Genomic DNA, 19355 nt, shown 5'->3' on the forward strand with positions numbered 1-19355 from the left:
TACCCACGGTGCTTCAAGGGACCGATTCGGCTGGCAGCGCGGGCGGTGCGGGCATACATTGAATGCATGAGCGCACACCACCGGGCCGCCGGCATGCCCGAGCGTCCTCCGCTGCCGCCGCTGGTCGATCCGCACCCCGAACTCACCGCCGAGGAGATGGTCCGCTACTCGCGCCACCTGCTGATCCCCGAGTTCGGCCTGGAGGCGCAACGGCGGCTCAAGAACGCCCGGGTGCTGGTGATCGGGGCCGGGGGGCTCGGCTCGCCCGTCCTGCAGTACCTGGCCGCCGCCGGCGTGGGCACCCTGGGCATCGTCGACGACGACACCGTCGAAATCTCAAACCTGCAGCGCCAGGTGATCCACGGGGTGGGCGACCTGGGCGACCTGAAGGCGGCCTCCGCGCAGCGCAGCCTGGCCGAGATCAACCCGCTCGTCGAGGTGGTCCTGCACCCCGAACGCCTGACCTCCGACAACGCCCTGGAGCTGCTGGGCGGGTACGACCTCGCGGTGGACGGCACCGACAATTTCGCCACCCGCTACCTCGTCAACGACGCCGCCGCGCTGCTCGGCAAACCCTATGTGTGGGGCTCCATCCTGCGCTTCGACGGGCAGGTGAGCGTGTTCTGGGAGAAGCACGGCCCCGGCTACCGGGACCTCTACCCGGAGGCCCCGCCGCCCGGGTCCGTTCCCTCCTGCGCCGAGGGCGGGGTCCTCGGCGTCCTGTGCGCGTCGATCGGCTCTCTCATGGGCACCGAGGCCGTCAAGCTCATCACCGGTGTGGGCAGGACCCTGCTGGGCCGGGTGCTGATCTTCAACGCGCTCGAGATGTCCTGGCAGGAAATCACGGTGCGCAGGGACCCCACGGCCGTGCCGGTGACGGCCCTGATGGATTACGAGGCGTTCTGCGGACTGGCGCCGACGGCGGAGGAGGAGGTGCCGTCGATCGGGGTGCGGGAACTCGCCGAGCTGCTGAGCGGCAGGGAGCGCGGCGAGGCGGCGTTCGACCTGATCGATGTCCGGGAGCCCGGGGAGTACGGCATCGTCCGGATCGAGGGTGCGCAGCTGATTCCGAAGGACCGGGTGCTGGCCGGCGGCTATACCCCGGAACCGTCCCGGCCGGTCTACGTGCACTGCAAGTCCGGCAAGCGCTCGGCCGAGGTGGTGCGCCACCTGCGCAGCCAGGGGCACCGGCAGGTCTTCAACGTCGACGGCGGCATCCTGGCCTGGGTCTCTGCGATCGAACCGGGCCAGCCGGTCTACTGAGCGGGGTGGCCGGCCTGTACGCGGTGCCGGCCGGGCGGTCTCCTCCGCGGTTCACGCGCCAAGGTTCACAAGCCAGAGTCCACGCGCCAGGGTTTCCGCTTCACGGGTCGGCCTAGGCGGCTCACACAGGGATGCGGGCCGCGTGGCGCGCCCCGGAGGATCGCCCCGCGTGGTCAGGCGGAGGCGGCAGCGGGCGGTTCGTGGCTGACCGGGCACTGGGCGGGGTCCCCGCTGCCGGCCGGGTGCGGAACGCCGGCCGGGTGCAGCGCGGGGCGGGACGGCGCTGCGGGGGCCTCAGGGACCTCAGTGGCGTCCGTGGGGCGCAGATCGATGCCGTAGAGGGCCTCGAGCGCCGCGGTGTAGTCGTCCTGGCGTCCCTCCGCGGCGAGTTCGCGGGCGCGCACGGTCGGAGTGTGAAGCAGCTGGCGCACCATCCGGCGCAGCGCAAGTTCGACCTCCTCGGCCGCCGCGGTGCACCCGTGCTGTGAGCGCACCCGCTTCATCTCCGCGTCGAGCACCTGCTGGGTGTGCTTGCGCAGGGCGACAATCGCCGCGTCCATGGCCCTCGTGTTCTGCTGCTCCTCGAAGGCATCGGCCGCCTCCTGTACCAGCTCACCGGCCTGGCGCAGGGTCTCTGCCTGCTCCTCGGGGGCGGCGAGCCGGACGGACTCCAGGGTGATCAGCTCGACATTGTCCAGATTGGCGACGGCCGGATCGAAATCATGGCTCAGCGCCAGGTCGATGATCACCAGGGGGCTGGACGAGCCCTCCCGGATCGATGCGAGGTCCGAGGCCTCGATGCGGGCGTCGCTGCCGCTGCAGCCGATGATCACATCGGCCTCCCGGATCGCCCCGGCGAGGCTGTCCGCGTCGAGGGCGCGGCCGCCGCGGGAGGCGACGAATGCCTCGGCGCGTCCGGAGGAGGAGAACACGGCGACCCCGCCGGCCTCCTTCTCATTGAGCAGGGCCATGGTCGCGCCGGCGTAGGCGCCGGTCCCGAAGAGGACGACCGATTTCTGCGACCAGTCGGCGCTGCCGGAGATGTCCCCGGCCAGTTCGAGCGCCACGGAAACAATGGAGCGTCCGTCGCTGCCGAGCACGGTACGGGCCCCAACGTCCTTGGCTGTGCGGGAGGCGGCCTGGAAGAGGCGCACGAGGCCCTTGCTTGCCGCACCCGAGGCCTGCGCCTCGATCAGCGCGCGGCGGACCTGGCCGGCGATTTCGCGCTCACCGACGACGGCGGAATCGAGGCCGGCCCCCACCGCGAAGAGATGCTTGGCGACCGAGCCGCCCTTCTTGGTGACGAAGGCGGAGGACACCGAGGGCTCGGGGATGCCGGAGTAGCTGCTGATGGTGGATATGATCGCGGAGCGGGCGGCCTCGACGTCCTCTTCGGACGGGGCCTCGAAGTAGATTTCGAAGCGGTTGCAGGTGGAGAGCACCACCGCGCCGGACACGGGGCGGTCGTCCGCGAGCACGGCTGAAGGGACCTGGGGCGCCCCCACGCTCAGGCGGGCAACGGTTTCCAGGTCCACATTCGAGTGAGTCGCAACGAGAGAAAGTAGAACCACAGCTCTCCAAGCATAGCGAGCCGATGGTTGCGGATGGTAATAGGAAACCCTAAGTGCGGGCATCGTTTCATGGGACTTCCGCGGAATTCCACGTGCCGGGGTGCACGTGATTTTCACCACCCGGGTGCCCGCCGGAGCGCCCGCCGGTTAACCATCGCCCGGGATCTTGGGCAGAATCAGGGTATGACCCTTGGAGCATCCCACCCGCTGGTGGACGGCCGCACCGTAGATTCCCCGCTGATTGCGGCCTACCGCGGGCGGAAACCGTCCCGCCGTCCCGTCTGGTTCATGCGCCAGGCGGGAAGGTCCCTGCCGGAGTACCGGGCGCTGCGTGAGGGAACCGCGATGCTCGACGCCTGCCTCGACCCCGGGATGGCCGCCGAGATCACCCTCCAGCCGGTCCGCCGCCACGACGTGGACGCCGCGATCTTCTTCTCCGACATCGTGATCCCGCTCAAGCTCGCCGGGGTCGATGTCGACATCGTCCCGGGGGTGGGCCCGGTCCTTGGCTCCCCGGTCCGCACGGCCGCCGACGTCGCTGCCCTTCCCGTCCTCACCGACGAGGCCCTCGATCCGATCCGCGCCGCTGTCGCCCTGACGGTCGCCGAACTGGGCAGCACCCCCCTGATCGGTTTCGCCGGGGCGCCCTTCACCCTGGCCGCCTACATGGTCGAGGGCAAGCCCTCCCGCGACCATCTGGGCCCGCGCACGATGATGCATTCCGACCCCGAGACCTGGCAGGCGCTGGCCGAGTGGGCGGCGGATGCCTCCGGGCGGTTTCTGCGGGCCCAGCTCGAGGCCGGCGCGAGCGCTGCCCAGCTCTTCGATTCGTGGGCCGGTTCCCTCGGACTGGCCGACTACCGGAAGTACGCCGCGCCCGCGTCGGCCCGGGCCCTCGATGCCGTCCGCGGGCTCGGGGCCCCGCTGATCCACTTCGGCACCGGAACCTCCGAGCTGCTCGGAGCCATGCACGACGTCGGCGTCGACGTGATCGGCGTCGACTACCGGCTGGACCTGGCGGAGGCCAGCCGGAGGCTGGGCGGCACCGTCCCGCTTCAGGGCAACATCGACCCGGCGTTGCTCGGCGCCCCCTGGCCGGTGCTCGAACAGCACGTCCTGGCCGTGCTCGAGGCCGGGGCGGCCGCGCCAGGGCACGTGGTGAACCTCGGCCACGGCGTGCCGCCGGAGACCGACCCGGACGTACTGACGCGCGTGGTGAAGCTGATCCACTCGGTGGAGCCCTGAGCATGGCCGGGGGCAGCGCACGTCCGGCAGTCGTCGTCGTCGGCGGTGGCGTCGCCGGCCTGGTCGCGGCGCGGGTCCTGATGCTGCGCGGGGCGCAGGTCACCGTGCTTGAGCGTGCGGACGGGTTCGGGGGCAACCTCGGCGGCCGCGAACTCGGCGGATTCGTCCTCGACAGCGGCGCCGAGTCCTTCTCCACCCGCTCCGACACGGTGCCCGCCCTCGCGGCCGAGCTCGGCCTCGAGGGCCTCATCGTCACCCCGGACGCCCCCGGGGCGTGGGTGCAGCTGCCGGCGCGGGATCTCCCGGCCGGCGCCCACCCCCTGCCCGCCTCCGGCGTCCTGGGCATCCCCGCGGATCCCACCGAGCCGGGCACCGCCGCGCTCATCGGGAGGGCCGGAGCGCTGCGCGCTGCCCTCGACAAGGTGCTGCCGCCCGGAGCCCTGGCCACCCGCCCGGGCGTGAGCCTCGGCGAACTCGTGCGGGCCCGGATGGGCGAAGAGGTCCTGAACCGGCTGGTGGCCCCCGTCGCCGGGGGAGTCTTCTCCGCCGACCCCGACACGCTCGACGTCGACTCCGTCGCCCCCGGACTGCGGCCGGCTCTGGCGCGGCTCGGCTCCCTGGGCGCGGCCGCCGGCGCCCTGCGGCAGGCGGCGCCCGCCGGCTCCGCGGTCGCCGGGCTGCGCGGCGGCATGGTCCAGCTGCGCGATGCCCTCGTCGCCTCCCTGCGGGACGGCGGAGTCGACCTGCGCACCTCCGAAACCGTCCGGGCCCTCCGGCGCGCACCCGGAGGCGGGTGGACCGTCTCCACCGAACATTCGACCCTCCAGCACAGCGTCAGCGCCTCCGCGGTGGTGCTGGCCGCCGACGGCCCCGGCGCCGTCGATCTGCTCGCCGGGGTACTGCCGCAGGCCGCGGCGGAACGCCCCGACCCGGTGCCCGGCGTCGCACTGGTCACCCTGATCGTCGACCAGCCCGAACTCGACGCCAGCCCCCGGGGCACCGGTGTCCTGGTGGCGCGCGGCGTGGCAGGGGTCCAGGCCAAGGCACTGACCCACTCGACCGCCAAATGGAAATGGCTGCGGGAGCAGGCGGGCCCAGGTTCGCACATCCTGCGGGTCTCCTATGGCCGGGCCGGGGACTCCCCAGCGGATTCCGGTGCCTCAACAGGGGATGAGGACCTGTTCCGGCAGGCCCTCGCCGACGCCTCGGCGCTGCTCGGGGTCCGCCTCGAGGCCGCCGACGTACTCGACTGGGACGTCGTGCGCTGGGCGGGAGCCCTCCCGCACGCCGCCGTCGGGCACCGGGACCGCGTGGCCCGGCTCCGGGAGGCGGTTCGCCCCCTCGCGGCACTCGAGGTCACCGGCGGCTGGCTCGCAGGCACCGGACTGGTGTCGGTCATCGACGATGCCACCGCCCGGGCGCGGGCGCTCGCCGTCGAACTGGGCCTTTCCGGGGGGCCGCAGGACGATCTCCTGTGATCTTCATTACTTTCTACGTCTTGTAGAACACCGAGATTTTCTTTGCTCCAGTGCAGGGGGCAGACTAGTAGCATGAGCGAGCTAACCGGCGACAGGGTCTCCCCAACCACCTCCTCCGAAGCCCCAGGAAGCGCCGGTGACGAGCCGCAGACGGCGCAGTTCTTCACCCTGTGGACGGTCTTCCGGCGGGCCGGCTCGGGCTCCGGCGCCACGGGCCTGCCGCTCACGGAGGTCCTGGGTACCCTCGGCAGCGGGGTGACCGTGCGCGGTTTCTACGATGTCTCGGCCATGCGCGAGGACGCTGACGTGATGGTGTGGCTGCACGGTCCGCGCCCCGAGGACCTGCAGGCCGCAGTCCGGCGGATCCGCCGGTCGGAACCCTTTGCCGGCACCACCATCGCCTGGTCGGCCATGGGCGTCCACCGGGACGCCGAGTTTTCCAAGAGCCATGTGCCGGCGTTCGCCCGGGGCGTCGAGCCGGCGGAGTGGGTCTGCGTCTACCCCTTCGTCCGCTCCTACGACTGGTACATCCTGCCCACCGAGGAACGCCGCGAAATGCTCTACGACCACGGTATGAAGGGCCGGCAGTACCCCCAGGTCATCTCCAACACCGTCTCCTCCTTCGCGCTGGGGGACTGGGAGTGGATCCTCGCCCTCGAGGCCCCCGAACTGGTCGACCTGGTCGACCTCATGCGCCACCTGCGCGAAACCGAAGCGCGCCGCCACGTGCGGGAGGAAGTCCCGTTCTACACCGGCCGGCGCATCACCCCCGAAGAGATCGCAGAGGTTCTCCAGTGACCCAGACCTTCAACCCGCTCGACGGCGTCGACGACTCCGGCCGGATGGCCCCGAAAAACTACGACGCGATCGTCCTCGCCTCCTTCGGCGGGCCGGAGGGCCAGGACGACGTGCTCCCCTTCCTGCGCAACGTCACCCGCGGGCGCGGCATCCCCGACGAGCGCCTCGAAGAGGTCTCCCACCACTACCGCGCGTTCGGCGGGATCAGCCCGATCAACGGGCAGAACCGCGCGCTGCGGGCGGCCATGGAGGCCGAACTCCGCCGGCGCGGCATCGATCTCCCCGTTTACTGGGGCAACCGCAACTGGGCACCGTTCATCGCCGACACGCTGCGCGAGGCCTACGACGCCGGCCACCGGCGCATCCTGGCGGTCACCACCAGCGCCTACTCCTCCTACTCGAGCTGCCGCCAGTACCGCGAGGACCTCGGCATGGCCCTCGTGGAGACCGGGCTCGAAGGCCTGCTCGAGGTGGACAAGACCCGGCAGTACTTCGACCACCCCGGCTTCGTCGAACCCTTCGTCGAAGGGGTGGCCGGCGGACTCGCGAAGGTCCGCGCCTCACTGGCCGAGCGCGGCGAGGCGGATGCGCCCGTGCACATCATGTTCGCCACCCACTCGATCCCCACCGGCGACGCCGAGGCCTCCGGCCCCCGCGCCGCCGACGGCGGCCCGGCCTACGAGGATGGCGCGTACGTCGCCCAGCACCTCGCCACCGCCCAGGCGGTCCTCGACCGCATCCCCGAGGCCGAAGGGGTGGACTGGTCCCTGGTCTACCAGTCCCGTTCCGGCGCCCCGCACATCCCGTGGCTCGAACCCGACGTGAACGACGCGCTGCGCGAACGCGCCGACGCCGGCTTCCGCGGGGTCGTGATCGTGCCGCTTGGCTTCGTCAGCGACCACATGGAAGTGGCCTGGGACCTCGACACGGAGGCGCTGGAGACCTGCCGGGAGCTGGACCTCGTCGCGGACCGGGTGCCGACCCCGGCCACCCACGAAAAATTTGTCGCCGGGCTGATCGACCTCGTCTCCGAACGCACCATCGAGAACAACATCGCCGACCGGCCCGCGGCCACCGCGCTGGGCCCCTGGTTCGATGTCTGCCGGCCGAACTGCTGCGCCAACCGGCGGGGCGAGAAGCCGACGATCGCCGCAGTGGATTCGACCGTGGGAACGCCCCTTCCCAATCCCGGATCCTGATGTCTTCCGGCATCCGGGTCGGGACGCGGGGCAGCGCCCTGGCCCTCACTCAGACCACCACCGTCGCCGAGCGGGTCGCCGAACTGGCGGGGCGGGACTATGAACTGGTGCGGATCCGCACCGAGGGCGACGTCCTGAAGGGGCCGCTGTCCCAGATGGGCGGCACCGGGGTCTTCGTCGTGGCCCTGCGCGAGGCGCTGCTCGACGGCCGGTGCGACCTCGCCGTGCACTCGCTGAAGGACCTGCCCACCACCCCGGCCCCGGGGCTGCGGGTCGCTGCCGTCCCCGAGCGCGCCGATACCCGCGACGCCCTGTGCGCGCGCGACGGCCTGACCCTTGCCACCCTGCCCGATGGTGCCCGTGTGGGCACCGGCTCGCCGCGCCGGGCCGCCCAGCTCCGGGCCGCCCGTCCGGGCCTCGAGGTCGTCGACATCCGCGGCAACGTCGACACCCGGCTGGGCCGCGTGGCCGGCGCCGTCGACGGCGGCGTGGGCGACCTGGACGCCGTGGTCCTCGCCGCCGCGGGCCTGCACCGGCTGGGCCGGGAGGCCGCCATCACCGAGTACATCGACCCGGCGGTCATGCTTCCCGCTCCCGGGCAGGGCGCCCTGGCCGTGGAGTTCCGGACCGACGGCGAGGAAGACGGCCTCGGCGCAGCCCTGGCCGCCTACGACCATGCCGAGACCCGGGCCGCCGTCACGGCCGAGCGCGCGGTGCTGCTGCGGCTCGAGGCCGGATGTTCCGCGCCGATCGGGGCGCTCGGCACGGTGCAGGGCGACACGCTGACCCTTGAGGCGGTGGTGGCCAGCCTCGACGGGCGCCATCTGCTCCGGCGCAGCCGCTCCGCGCCCAACGAGGGGCCCGAGGCCGCGGCCCGGCTCGGGGTGTCCCTCGCGGAGGAACTCCTTGAGGCGGGGGCCGCCCGGATCGCGCCCCTCAGCGTCTGAGGACCATGCAGTTGCCCGACAGCCAGCGCCTCAACGGCCTCCGGGTGGTCCTGCTGCGCACCCCGGGCCGGTCGGTGGACTTCGGCAGGGAACTCGCCCGGCGCGGGGCGCTCCCGCTGTGCCTGCCGTTGATCGACTTCGAGCGGCCCGACGATCCCGCTCCGCTGGAACGGGCCCTGGAGCGGCTCGCCGCGGGCGGGTACGACTGGCTCGTGGTCACCAGCGCCACCACGGTCACGGCCCTCGAAGGCTGGGCCCTGCGCACCGGCTCAACGCTGGCCGGAGCCGTACCAGCCGGCACCCGGACCGCCGCGGTCGGGGAGGCCACCGCGGCCGCCCTCTCCCGCGCCGGGGTTCCGGTGGCGCTGACCGCCCGGAACAGCTCCGCTCAGGGCCTGCTCGCCGAACTTCCCCCCGGACCCGGGGCGCTGCTGCTGCCGCAGGCGTCCCTCGCCGACGACGCGCTCGACGCGGGCCTCACCGGCAGGGCGTGGCGGGTGGACCGGGTCGAGGCGTACCGCACCGTGAACTACCCCGCCGATCCCGCGCTGCGGCTGGCCGCAGCCGAAACGCCGCCGCCCTCCGCGCCGGCCGTGCTCGACGCCGCCGGGTACCGGCAGCTGGCGGCCGCCGGCGTCCACGCCGTGGTGCTCACCTCCCCCAGCACGGCACGCCGGTTCTCCACCCTGCTGAACGGCACACCCCCCGCCGGCCTCGCCGCCGTCGCCATCGGACCCAGCACGGCGGCCGAAGCCGCCCGCCTGGGGCTGCGGCTCGCCGCCACCGCCGACGCACCGACCCCCCGCGGCGTCGCCGACGCCGTCGCCGGTGCCGTCAGCCCGCCACCACCATCGCCGACGAACGGAGTCACCCCATGAGCTTCCCCCAGCACCGGCCGCGCCGGCTGCGCACCACCCCGGCGATGCGCCGGCTCACCGCCGAGCACCGGCTCAGCCCCGCCGACCTCATCCTCCCGGCCTTCATCCGCGAGGGCCTGACCGAGCCCGCGTCCATCTCCTCGATGCCCGGCGTCGTCCAGCACACCACCGACACGCTCCGGCGGGCCGCCGCCGAGGCCGTCAGCCTCGGCGTCGGCGGCATCATGCTCTTCGGCATCCCGGCCCGCCGCGACGCCACCGGCAGCGCGGGTATCGACCCCGACGGCGTCCTCAACCGCGCCATCGCCGACGTGCGCGCCGAGGTGGGCGACGACCTCGTGGTGATGAGCGACGTGTGCCTCGACGAGTTCACCGACCACGGCCACTGCGGCGTCCTCGCCCCGGACGGGTCGGTCGACAACGACGCCACCCTGGCCGTGTACGCGCAGATGGCCGTGGAGCAGGCCAACGCCGGGGCGCACGTGCTCGGCCCCTCGGGCATGATGGACGGGCAGGTGGCGGTCATCCGGCAGGCCCTCGACGCCGCCGGACACTCAAACACCGGCGTGCTGGCGTACTCGGCGAAGTACGCCTCGGCCTTCTACGGGCCCTTCCGGGAGGCCGTCGACTCCCAGCTCAAGGGCGACCGCCGCACCTACCAGATGGACGCCGCAAACCGGCGCGAGGCGCTGCTCGAGGTCGAACTGGACCTCGAGGAAGGCGCCGACATGGTCATGGTCAAGCCCGCCATGAGCTACCTCGACATCCTGGCCGACGTCGCCGCGACGTCCCCGGTCCCGGTCGCCGCCTACCAGGTCTCGGGGGAGTACGCCATGATCGAAGCGGCCGCCGCCAACGGCTGGATCGACCGGCGCCGGGCCATCGAGGAGTCCGTCCTCGGCATCCGCCGGGCCGGCGCCGACATGATCCTGACCTACTGGGCCTCGGAGCTGGCGCTCTGGCTCAACGAAACCCGCAGCTGAAGGAAGAGACAATGAGCACCTCGGAAGAACTGTACGACCGCGCCCGTGCCCTCATGCCCGGCGGCGTCAACTCGCCCGTGCGGGCCTTCGGCTCGGTCGGCGGCACCCCGCGCTTCCTCGTCGACGCCCACGGCGCCCGCGTCACCGACGCCGACGGGAAGACCTACGTCGACCTCGTCGGCTCCTGGGGCCCGGCGCTGCTCGGACACTCCCACCCGGCGGTGATCGAGGCGGTGCACCGCGCCGTCGACCACGGACTCACCTTCGGGGCCTCCACCCCGGCCGAGGCCGACCTCGCCGAGCTCGTGCAGGAGCGCGTCCCCGCCGTCGAACTGCTGCGCATGGTCTCCACCGGCACCGAGGCCACCATGACGGCGGTCCGCCTTGCGCGCGGCTTCACAGGCCGCAGCCTGATCGTCAAGTTCGCCGGCTGCTACCACGGGCACGTCGACAGCCTGCTCGCCGCGGCCGGTTCCGGGGTGGCCACCCTCGCGCTGCCAGGCTCGGCCGGGGTGACCGAGGCGACGACCGCCGAGACCCTGGTGCTTCCCTACAACGACACCGCCGCCGTCGAGGAGGCGTTCCGCGAACACGGGGACCGCATCGCCGCCGTGATCACCGAGGCGGCGCCGGCGAACATGGGCGTGGTGACCCCGGGGGAGGGGTTCAACGCGTTCCTGTCCCGCATCACCACCGAACACGGCGCCCTGTTCATCGTCGACGAGGTGATGACCGGGTTCCGGACCCACCCCGGCGGGTACTGGAAGCTGACCGGCGGAGCCCCCGACGCCGCCGAACCGTGGACGCCGGACCTGCTGACCTTCGGCAAGGTGATCGGCGGCGGCATCCCCGCGGCGGCACTGGGCGGCCGCGCCGACGTGATGAACCACCTCGCCCCGATCGGGCCGGTCTATCAGGCCGGGACGCTCTCCGGGAACCCGCTGGCCATGGCCGCCGGCGTCGCCACGCTGACGGCCGCGACCGACGAGGTCTACCGCCACGTCGACGCCCGGTCCCTCGAACTGTCGACCGCGCTCTCGGAGGAGTTGAACCGCGCCGGGGTGGACCACTCGATCCAGCGCGCCGGAAACCTCTTCAGCGTCGCCTTCGGCACCTCGGAGCGCGGCGTGAGCAACTACGCCGACGCCCAGGCGCAGGAGTCCTTCCGGTACGGGCCGTTCTTCCACTCGATGCTCGACTCCGGGGTGTACCTGCCACCGTCGGTGTTCGAGGCGTGGTTCCTTTCCGCGGCGCACGACGACGCCGCCATGGAGGAGATCTTCGCGGCGCTTCCGGCGGCGGCCAAGGCCGCGGCGGCTGCCCAGCCGGCCTAGGGAGCCTTAAACGCATCCACTGCGCAGTAATGACCGGAAAACCCCTCGGGGTCCGGCATTACTGCGCAGTGGATGTTTAAGCGGTGTGGAGGTCCCTCCTAGAAGGCGGGGGTGACGTCTCCGCTGGGCCACTGCTCCTTGATGAAGGCACGGACCTCGTCGGAGTGGAGCAGTTCGTCGAGCTTCTCGATCCGGGCATCACCCTCGGAAGAGGTGTTCCAGGCCAGGAAGTTCGCGTACGGGTTCTCCTCCGTCGACTCTACGATCAGGGCGTCCTCGGTGTTGAGCCCGGCGTCGAGGATGTAATTGCCGTTGATGATCGCCAGGTCCACCGACGGGTCCTTGACGTCGTTGAGCAGCAGTTCCGGCTGGTTCTCAACGAACTCGTAGCCGCTCGGGTTCTGCGCCTCGGTGAGCGCGAGGACCGAGGCGTCCTCTTCGATCCCCGTCAGCAGCCCGGCTTCCTGCAGCAGGGTCAGCGCGCGGGCCTGATTCGAGGGGTCATTGGTGATGGCGATCCGGGCGCCCTCGGGAAGCTCTGAGACGTCGTCGTGCTTCTCCGAGAAGGCGGCGTACGGCTCGATGTGGACGCCCTCCCCATGGGAGAACTCGTAGCCCTGGCCCTCCACCTGCTGCTCAAAGTAGGGCAGGTGCTGGAAGTAGTTGGCGTCGAGGTCCCCGTCGTTCAGGGCGATGTTCGGGGTGGTGTAGTCGTCGAACTCGACGATGTCGAGGTCGATGCCGCTTTCCTCGGCGAGGTTCTCGTCAACAAATTCGAGGATGCGGGCGTGCGGCAGCGGGCTGGCCCCGACGGTCACGGTGACGGGGTTGGCCGGATCCAGAGATTCGACGGTCTCATTCTCGGCAGCGGAGGCGCCGCAGGCGGAGAGCGTGAGGGTGGCTGCAAGGCCGGTGGCGGCAAGGGAGAGCAGTTTACGCACGGGTGCGTTTCCTTTCGGAAGTCCGGCGCCCAGGGGCCGGGAACGGGGCAGCTAGCGGCTACTGGCTGCCGAACCGCAGCGGCCGGATGGTGGTCCGGCATGCGGAAACCTGCATCGGTCGACCTGTGGAGGTCGAAATCTGGTGGAGTGCGGGACCCGCCTAGGCGGAGACCTCGACGGCCGGGGTGCGCCGGCGGCGCCGTCCCGCCCCCGCGGTGGCGGCGTTGCGGTGGTCCACCCGGGCCATCGCCCGGTCCCCGGCCAGCTGGATCAGCTGGACGATCGCGACGATGATCACGATGATCACCACCATCACGGTGGTATCGAAGCGCTGGAGCCCGTAGTTGTAGGCGAGCCGGCCCAGGCCGCCGCCGCCGATGATGCCGGCCATCGCCGAGTATCCGACGAGGGCGACGAGGGTGGAGGTGAAACCGGCGATGAGCCCGGGCAGCGCCTCGGGAAGGAGCACCTTGCGGATCACCTGCATGCGGGTGGATCCCATCACCAGGGCCGCATCGACCTTGCCGGCGGCCACGTCGCGCAGGCTCGTCTCAACGATCCGGGCGAAGAAGGGGATGCTGCCGATGCTCAGCGACACCGAGGCCGCGACCGGGCCGATCGAGGTGCCGGTGATCAGGCGTGCCAGCGGAATGAGGGACACCATGAGGATCGCGAACGGGACCGAGCGCGTGATGTTCACGACCACATCCGAGAGGATGCGGTGGGTCACCGGCATCGGGCGGAGCCCACCCGGGGCACTGGCGATGAGGAAGACCCCGAGGGGGAGTCCGATGAGCACCGTGAAGAAACCGGAGATGGTGATCATCTGAAGCGTTGCGCCGAACTCCTTGGGCAGCGCCTCGGTCAGCCCGGGATTGTTTGCAATCTCCTCAAGAAAGTTCATGCCGCCACCTCCACCGTGACTCCGCGGGCCCGGAGATGGGACACCACCTCGTTCAGTTCAAAGGGCCCGGCCGGAGCGTTGTCCTCCAGAGCCGGTGCCAGCCCTACGCGCATCCGTGAGAACTGCTCGCCGGCGAGGGTTTCAACGCTTCCGGCAAGGAGCGTCACGTCGAGGGAGAAGCGCCGGGAGAGTTCAGAGAGCACCGGGCCCGAGCCGGGGCCGCCCGCGGTGAGCAAGTCGAGGACAGGGCCGGTGCCGGAAGGGCTGTGGGGCGGCAGCGGGAGCAGCGCCTGGACCAGCCTGCCGTTGAGGGAGCCGGCCACCTCGCGCAGGAGGCCCTGTTCCACAACGCGGCCCTTCTCCAGCAGCGAGACGGAGTCGCAGATCCGCTTCACAACGTTCATTTCATGGGTGATGATCAGGACGGTCAGGTCGAGGGTGTCCGCCAGCTCACGGATCAGATCGAGGATCTCGTTGGTTGTGGCCGGGTCGAGTGCCGAGGTCGGTTCGTCGCACAGCAGCACCGTCGGATCCGCGGCGAGCGCCCTGGCGATGCCCACCCGCTGCCGCTGGCCGCCGGAGAGCTGGGAAGGATAGGCGTCCGCGAATTCCGCAAGGCCCACGAGGCCGAGCAGGCGGGCGACCTTCGCGTCCTTTTCGCTCTTGGGGAGCCGCACGAGTTCCAGGGGAAGGGCGACGTTGCCCGCGGCGGTGCGGGAGTCAAGGAGGTTGGCGTGCTGGAAGACCATGCCGATCCGGCGGCGCGCCGAACGCACCTCGGAGTCCCGAACGGAGGTGAGGTCCCGGCCGTCGATGGAGACCGACCCGGAGGTGGGGCGGTCGAGCAGGGTCAGGCAGCGCACCAGTGTCGATTTGCCGGCTCCGGAATGGCCGATGACACCGTGGATCGTCCCGCGCGGAACCTCAAGGCTGACGCCGTCGAGGGCATCAATGGTGCGTCCGCCCTGGCGGTAGGATTTGCGCAGCTCAGTAACCGTAATCATGTGTCCTCATGGCTTGACTGGGGATGGATTCGGCGCGGCGCTGCGGCAGGAAGATATCTCTTCGATAGTCGCACGGACGCAGGACGCGGGGAAATCGTGTGCTGGAGATCACGCCGACACGCGTCATGTGTCGTAAGAAATTTGGAGTCCGGGCCGCAGCCTTGCCCGCTTCCGTCTATTCCAGGCGCCCTCCGGAACCTCTCCGGGCCGTTCGGTGCCTAGGGCCGGCTCAGCCGGCGACGAGCAGGGTCTCCTCCGCCGGGGCTGGAATCACGGGCCAGGCCCGCTCCACGACCACGTCGGGATCGGCGCGGCGCAGGTACTCCTCGAGGCTCGCGGCCTGGCGGTCGGCCCACACCACCTGCGCTTCGTGCAGGTCTCCGGCGGGGCGGGCAAGGCTCGGATAGCGGGCCGCGAGCGTTTCGGCCACGCGCAGGGTGGCCAGCACGTCGGCGGCTGAGGTGTGGGCGTTCTCGAATTCGATGCCGTAGTGCTCGCACAGAGCAGTCAGGGTCCGCTTGCCTCGCCGGTAGCGGTCCACCTGCTTGTCCATCACATACGGGTCAAGCACAGGCGACGGAGTGGGCGCGTCGATCCCGTACCGGACGCTCTCGCGCGCAAGGACCGTGAAGTCGTACCGGGCATTGAACGCCAGCACGGGAACGCCGGCGGAGAACAGCCGACGCAGGACCGCCGCCGCCTCCGCCACCACGGTGCCGGCCGGCTGGCCGTGGGCCCGCGCGTAGGCGGTGCTGATGCCGTGGATCGCCGCCGCTTCCTCCGGGATGTCCACCGCCGGATCCGCAAGCCACTCGTGCTGCTCAACGACGGATCCGCCGCCGTCCACAACCAGGATGGAGGCCGTGACGATGCGGGCGTCCAACGGATCGCGCCCGGTGGTTTCGAGGTCGAACCCTGCCCGGGGGAGGGAGTGCCAGCTGGTCATGGATTCCACGCTAACGGCAGCCACCGACGTTTCCGGCGGCGACGCTCCGGCTAGGCTTGAAACCATGAGGAGTGCTGCCGACTACCAGGAGTCGGTGCTCGACGTGGCCCGGCTCATCCCGCCGGCGTTCGTTCTGACCTATGGGGATATCGCCGAACTGCTCGAGAGCGGCGGGCCGCGGCAGGTCGGAGCGGCGATGAGCCGCAGCGGATCGGCTGTGCCCTGGTGGCGGGTGATCAGGGCGGGCGGATTCCCTCCCCGCGGGCTCGCCGGGGAAGCCCACCCCCACTACACCGCCGAGGGCACCCCGCTGCGCGCCGCCCGGGGCGGCCCGGGTCAGGACGGCGACTACGCCGTCGACCTCCGCTCCGCCCGGTGGACGCCCTCGGCGGAGGAACTGGGGGAGCTGACGCGGATCCGGGAGCGGCTGCGCAGGCAGTCCGAGACCGACACAGCGCCGACCCTCGCCTGAATTGTCGGTACCTCGTGATGGGCTTAAGGCATGACCACCACCCTTTCCGGCCCCGGGACCGACGCCGAAACCTCCGGTGCGTTCACCGACACGGCGAAGCCCGGCCGCCCGCGCGGCTTCGCGGACGCGGCGTCGGTGGTGACCGCTCCGCCGGCCCCCGGGGGAACGCTCGTGCTCGGCGGCCCGGGGGCGGGGAAGTCCAGGCTGCTCGTCGACCTGGCGGTCCACCGCATCAACTCGGGCCTGCTCGAGCCCTCGGGGCTCCTGCTCCTGGCCCCCACCCGCGCCGCGGCGGCACGGCTGCGCGATCAGCTCACCAGCAGCCTTGACCGAAGCCTCAGCACGGCCCCGGCCCGCACCTGGGGCTCCTACGCCTTCGACCTGATCCGCCGCGCGAAGATCGAGGGCCGGATGCCCCACCTGAGCCGGCCTCCCCGGCTGCTCTCGGGCGCCGAGCAGGACCTCATCATCAAGGAGCTCCTTGCGGGCCACGGAGGCGAGGGCGCTCCGGCCCCTGCCTGGCCGGCCAGCCTGGCGCTGGCCCTGGGCACGCGCGGCTTCCGGCAGGAGATCCGCGAGCTCTTCGACCGGGTCAGCGAGTACGGAGCGTCCGCCGAGGAACTCCACGCGTGGGGCCTGCGCTTCGACCGGCCCGACTGGAGCGCGGCCGCCGCCCTGTACCAGGAGTACCGCGACGTCCTCGACCTGAGGATGCCCGAGGCCTTCGACCCGGCCGGTATCCTCACCGGGGCGCGCCAGCTGCTGGAGCAGGACCCGGAGTTCCTCGACGAGGAACGGGCGCGGCTGAAACTGATCCTCGTCGACGACTACCAGGAGGCGAACCCGGCAATCCACGCCCTGCTTGGCCTCCTGGCGCGGGGGAGCGAGGCGGTCATCACCTCCTGCCCGGACACCGCCGTCCAGGGCTTCCGCGGAGCCCGACCTGAACTCACCGGGCGGCTCGAGGAACTCCTCGACGCCGGGCAGGGCCTGCGCACCGTGGTGCTTCCCACCTCCTTCACCCTGCACGAGCACCTTTTGGGGGCGTGGCGGAATGTCGCCTCCCGCATCGCCACGGCCGGCGCCGGCAGTGCCTACCGCCAACTGGCGGGGCGGCCGGCACCCGAGCAGGCCGGGCGGGGCTCGATCGCCGGGACCTCCCCCACCCCGCCGGACGCCGGATCCGTCCCGGCCGGCGGAACGCCCGGGGTCGAGGTCCACCTCGTCGACTCCGTGTTCCACGAACAGCGCTACCTCACCCAGCGGATCCTCGAGGCGCACCTGTATGACGGCCGCAGCTTCGATGACATCGCCGTGATCGTCCGCAACGGCGGGCAGGTCCAGGCGGTCCAGCGGTTCCTGACCGCCCAGGGGCTCCCGGTCAATGTGCCGGCCGCCGAGACGGCGATCCGCGACGAACCGGCCGTCCGCCCCCTCCTGGACATCTTCTCGGTGGTCGTGGGCGCCACCGAGATCACCCCCGAACTGTGCGTGTCGCTGCTCACCTCGCGCATCGGCGGCGCCAGCCCGCTTGAGCTGCGGCGCCTGCGCCAGGTGCTGCGCCGCGAAGAGCTCACCGAGGGCGGTGGGCGCACCAGCGATGAACTCCTCGTGGAACTGCTGTCGGCGCCCGTGCCGGCAGGCACCCTGCCGCGGGAAGCCCGCCCGGTGCAGCGCATCGCCCGGATGATCGAGGCGGGCCGGAACGCGCTCGCCGCGGCCGGCGATCCGGAGTCGGTGGTGTGGGCCCTCTGGTCGGCCTCGGGGCTCTCCGCCACCTGGTCCGCCGCTGCCGTTGCCGAAGGCTCGTCCTCCGCCCGCGCCGACCGCGACCTCGACGCCGTCCTTGCCCTGTTCCAGGCCGCCGAGCGGTTCGTCGACCAGATGCCGGGGGCACCGGCGGGGCTCTTCCTCGAATACCTCCTGAGCCAGGAACTCCCGATGGACACCCTCGCTCCCCGGGCCCACCGGCGGGCGTCGGTGTCCGTGCTGACCCCGGCCAGCGCCGCCGGGCGGCACTGGCCCCTGGTGATTGTCGCCGGGCTGCAGGAAGGGGTGTGGCCCAACCTGAGGCTGCGCGGGGAGCTGCTCGGATCGGGCGAGCTGCGCGCCCTGCTCGACCACGGTGCCTCCTTCCGCCAGCACCGGGACCCGCTGAGCCTGCTTCAGGACATCCGGTTCGACGAGCTGAGGACCTTCTCCACCGCCGTGTCGCGCGCCACGGATCAGCTGCTGTGCATCGGGGTGTCCTCCCCGGATGAGCAGCCCTCGCAGTTCCTCGACCTCGTGGACCCGCTGCCACCGGGAGTGGACGAGCGGGCCCGCACCGAGGTCCAGCGTCCCCTCACGCTGCGCGCCCTCGTGGCCGAACTGCGCAAGTTCGTGCAGGAACCGGTGCGGAGTCCGGCCCTGGCCGCGGAAGCCGTCCTGCACCTGGGCCGCATGGCCGGGGTCTCACCGCCGGTGCCCGGTGCGCACCCCTCCCAATGGTGGGGCCTGCTGCCGCTGAGTTCCGACGGCCCGGTGGTCCCGCCCGACGAGGCCATCCCGGTCTCGCCCTCCAAGGTGGAGTCGGTGCTCCGCTCCCCGCTGAACTGGTTCGTCTCGGCCGCCGGCGGGGAACCGGCCACCGACTTCGCCCGCTCGCTGGGGACCCTGGTGCACCAGATCGCCCAGGACCTCCCGCATGCCAGCGGCGGGGAGTACGTCGCGGAGCTGCAGCGCCGCTGGCCCACGCTGGGCATGAAGGAAAACTGGGAGGGCAAGCTCGACTATCGGCGGGCGGAAACCATGGTGCGCAAGCTCGCCTCCTACATTGTCGACGCCCGCCAGGCCGGCAGGTCCCTCGTCGCCACCGAGGTCGACTTCACCGTCGACATTCCCGTGCAGGCCGGTGACGCCGAGCGCACGGCCCGGCTCAAAGGCCAGATCGACCGGCTCGAAATCGACACCGCTGGACGCCTCGTAGTGGTGGACCTGAAGACCGGAAAGTCCGCGCCGGCCAAGAATGAGCTGGGCCAGCACCCGCAGCTGGCCGCCTACCAGGCGGCGGTGGGCGAAGGCGGCCTGCTCGAGGCCGCCGGGTCGGACACCCCGGGCGGCGCCGCCCTGGTGCAGCTCGGGACGACGGCGAAGGGCGCCTCGGTGCAGGAACAGCCCCCCCTTGAGCCGGGGGACACCTGGGCGAAGGACATGATCGGCCAGGCGGCGCTGCTGATGGCCGCCGCCGAATTCGATTCGGTGCACGACCCGGGCCGGTCCGGATTCGGCGGCAGCGGGTGCCGGCTTCCGGAGATCTGCCCGCTGTGCGCCGAGGGAAAGCAGGTCACCGAGTGACCCGGGACGTCCAGGAGCGGCCCGCCGGCGGGCCCGGCGGCACCGGCGGGCCCGCC

At 71.7% G+C, this 19355-nt stretch carries 16 protein-coding genes; 11 read left to right on the forward strand and 5 right to left on the reverse strand.

Annotation, left to right across the window (positions count from 1 at the left end; genetic code table 11):
- Positions 1-66: 66 nt before the first annotated feature.
- Positions 67-1263: a molybdopterin-synthase adenylyltransferase MoeB gene (moeB, locus tag GVV86_RS08665; RefSeq protein ID WP_159617976.1), complete on the forward strand. Its 1197-nt coding sequence runs from the start codon at positions 67-69 to the stop codon at positions 1261-1263.
- Positions 1264-1436: 173 nt separating this feature from the next.
- Here the strand turns inward: moeB and GVV86_RS08670 are convergent, their stop codons facing one another.
- The gene (locus tag GVV86_RS08670) at positions 1437-2834 is read right to left on the reverse strand and encodes a glutamyl-tRNA reductase (RefSeq protein ID WP_159802525.1); all 1398 of its coding nucleotides are present in this window, start codon (positions 2832-2834) and stop codon (positions 1437-1439) included.
- Positions 2835-3017: 183 nt separating this feature from the next.
- Here GVV86_RS08670 and hemE point away from each other — a divergent pair, with 183 nt between their 5' ends.
- The 8 genes from hemE (at position 3018) to hemL (ending at position 11696) form a co-directional block, all read left to right on the forward strand.
- Positions 3018-4079, forward strand: coding sequence for a uroporphyrinogen decarboxylase (hemE, locus tag GVV86_RS08675; protein WP_159802526.1), 1062 nt, complete (start codon positions 3018-3020; stop codon positions 4077-4079).
- A 2-nt stretch (positions 4080-4081) separates the two neighbouring features.
- The gene (gene hemG / locus GVV86_RS08680; RefSeq protein WP_159802527.1) at positions 4082-5557 is read left to right on the forward strand and encodes a protoporphyrinogen oxidase; all 1476 of its coding nucleotides are present in this window, start codon (positions 4082-4084) and stop codon (positions 5555-5557) included.
- A gap of 72 nt (positions 5558-5629) precedes the next feature.
- The gene (hemQ, locus tag GVV86_RS08685; protein WP_159617980.1) at positions 5630-6355 is read left to right on the forward strand and encodes a hydrogen peroxide-dependent heme synthase; all 726 of its coding nucleotides are present in this window, start codon (positions 5630-5632) and stop codon (positions 6353-6355) included.
- 44 nt (positions 6356-6399) lie between these two features.
- Positions 6400-7554 carry a ferrochelatase gene (locus GVV86_RS08690; RefSeq protein ID WP_159802631.1) on the forward strand — a complete coding sequence of 385 codons (1155 nt, stop codon included), beginning with the start codon at positions 6400-6402 and terminating at the stop codon, positions 7552-7554.
- Positions 7554-8501 carry a hydroxymethylbilane synthase gene (gene hemC, locus GVV86_RS08695; protein ID WP_159802528.1) on the forward strand — a complete coding sequence of 316 codons (948 nt, stop codon included), beginning with the start codon at positions 7554-7556 and terminating at the stop codon, positions 8499-8501. The genes GVV86_RS08690 and hemC overlap by 1 nt, the downstream gene beginning before the upstream one ends.
- Positions 8502-8506: 5 nt before the next feature.
- Positions 8507-9379 (forward strand): uroporphyrinogen-III synthase, encoded by an 873-nt coding sequence (locus tag GVV86_RS08700; protein ID WP_159802529.1) that lies wholly within the window; start codon positions 8507-8509, stop codon positions 9377-9379.
- Entirely contained in the window at positions 9376-10362 is a 987-nt protein-coding gene (gene hemB / locus GVV86_RS08705; protein WP_159802530.1) for a porphobilinogen synthase, read from the forward strand. Before GVV86_RS08700 ends, hemB begins: the two co-directional genes overlap by 4 nt.
- Positions 10363-10373: 11 nt before the next feature.
- The gene (gene hemL, locus GVV86_RS08710) at positions 10374-11696 is read left to right on the forward strand and encodes a glutamate-1-semialdehyde 2,1-aminomutase (protein ID WP_159802531.1); all 1323 of its coding nucleotides are present in this window, start codon (positions 10374-10376) and stop codon (positions 11694-11696) included.
- A 98-nt stretch (positions 11697-11794) separates the two neighbouring features.
- Here the strand turns inward: hemL and GVV86_RS08715 are convergent, their stop codons facing one another.
- The 4 genes from GVV86_RS08715 to GVV86_RS08730 all read right to left on the reverse strand — a co-directional run bounded on the left by GVV86_RS08715 (position 11795) and on the right by GVV86_RS08730 (position 15491).
- On the reverse strand, positions 11795-12637 hold the full coding sequence (locus GVV86_RS08715) for a MetQ/NlpA family ABC transporter substrate-binding protein (protein WP_159802532.1): 843 nt from the start codon (positions 12635-12637) through the stop codon (positions 11795-11797).
- 160 nt (positions 12638-12797) lie between these two features.
- A complete protein-coding gene (locus GVV86_RS08720; RefSeq protein WP_159617986.1) occupies positions 12798-13541 on the reverse strand; it encodes a methionine ABC transporter permease in 744 nt (247 codons plus the stop codon).
- Complete coding sequence (locus tag GVV86_RS08725; RefSeq protein ID WP_159617987.1) at positions 13538-14545, reverse strand: methionine ABC transporter ATP-binding protein; 1008 nt, start codon at positions 14543-14545, stop codon at positions 13538-13540. Before GVV86_RS08725 ends, GVV86_RS08720 begins: the two co-directional genes overlap by 4 nt.
- 229 nt (positions 14546-14774) lie before the next feature.
- A complete protein-coding gene (locus tag GVV86_RS08730; protein WP_159802533.1) occupies positions 14775-15491 on the reverse strand; it encodes a 3'-5' exonuclease in 717 nt (238 codons plus the stop codon).
- 64 nt (positions 15492-15555) lie between these two features.
- Here GVV86_RS08730 and GVV86_RS08735 point away from each other — a divergent pair, with 64 nt between their 5' ends.
- Both GVV86_RS08735 and GVV86_RS08740 read left to right on the forward strand, forming a co-directional pair.
- On the forward strand, positions 15556-15963 hold the full coding sequence (locus GVV86_RS08735; RefSeq protein WP_159802534.1) for an MGMT family protein: 408 nt from the start codon (positions 15556-15558) through the stop codon (positions 15961-15963).
- A 30-nt stretch (positions 15964-15993) separates the two neighbouring features.
- The gene (locus GVV86_RS08740; protein WP_159802535.1) at positions 15994-19299 is read left to right on the forward strand and encodes an ATP-dependent helicase; all 3306 of its coding nucleotides are present in this window, start codon (positions 15994-15996) and stop codon (positions 19297-19299) included.
- Positions 19300-19355: the final 56 nt, after the last annotated feature.

The organism is Arthrobacter zhaoguopingii, from assembly GCF_009828595.1.
In the GTDB taxonomy this organism is placed as follows: domain Bacteria; phylum Actinomycetota; class Actinomycetes; order Actinomycetales; family Micrococcaceae; genus Arthrobacter_D; species Arthrobacter_D zhaoguopingii.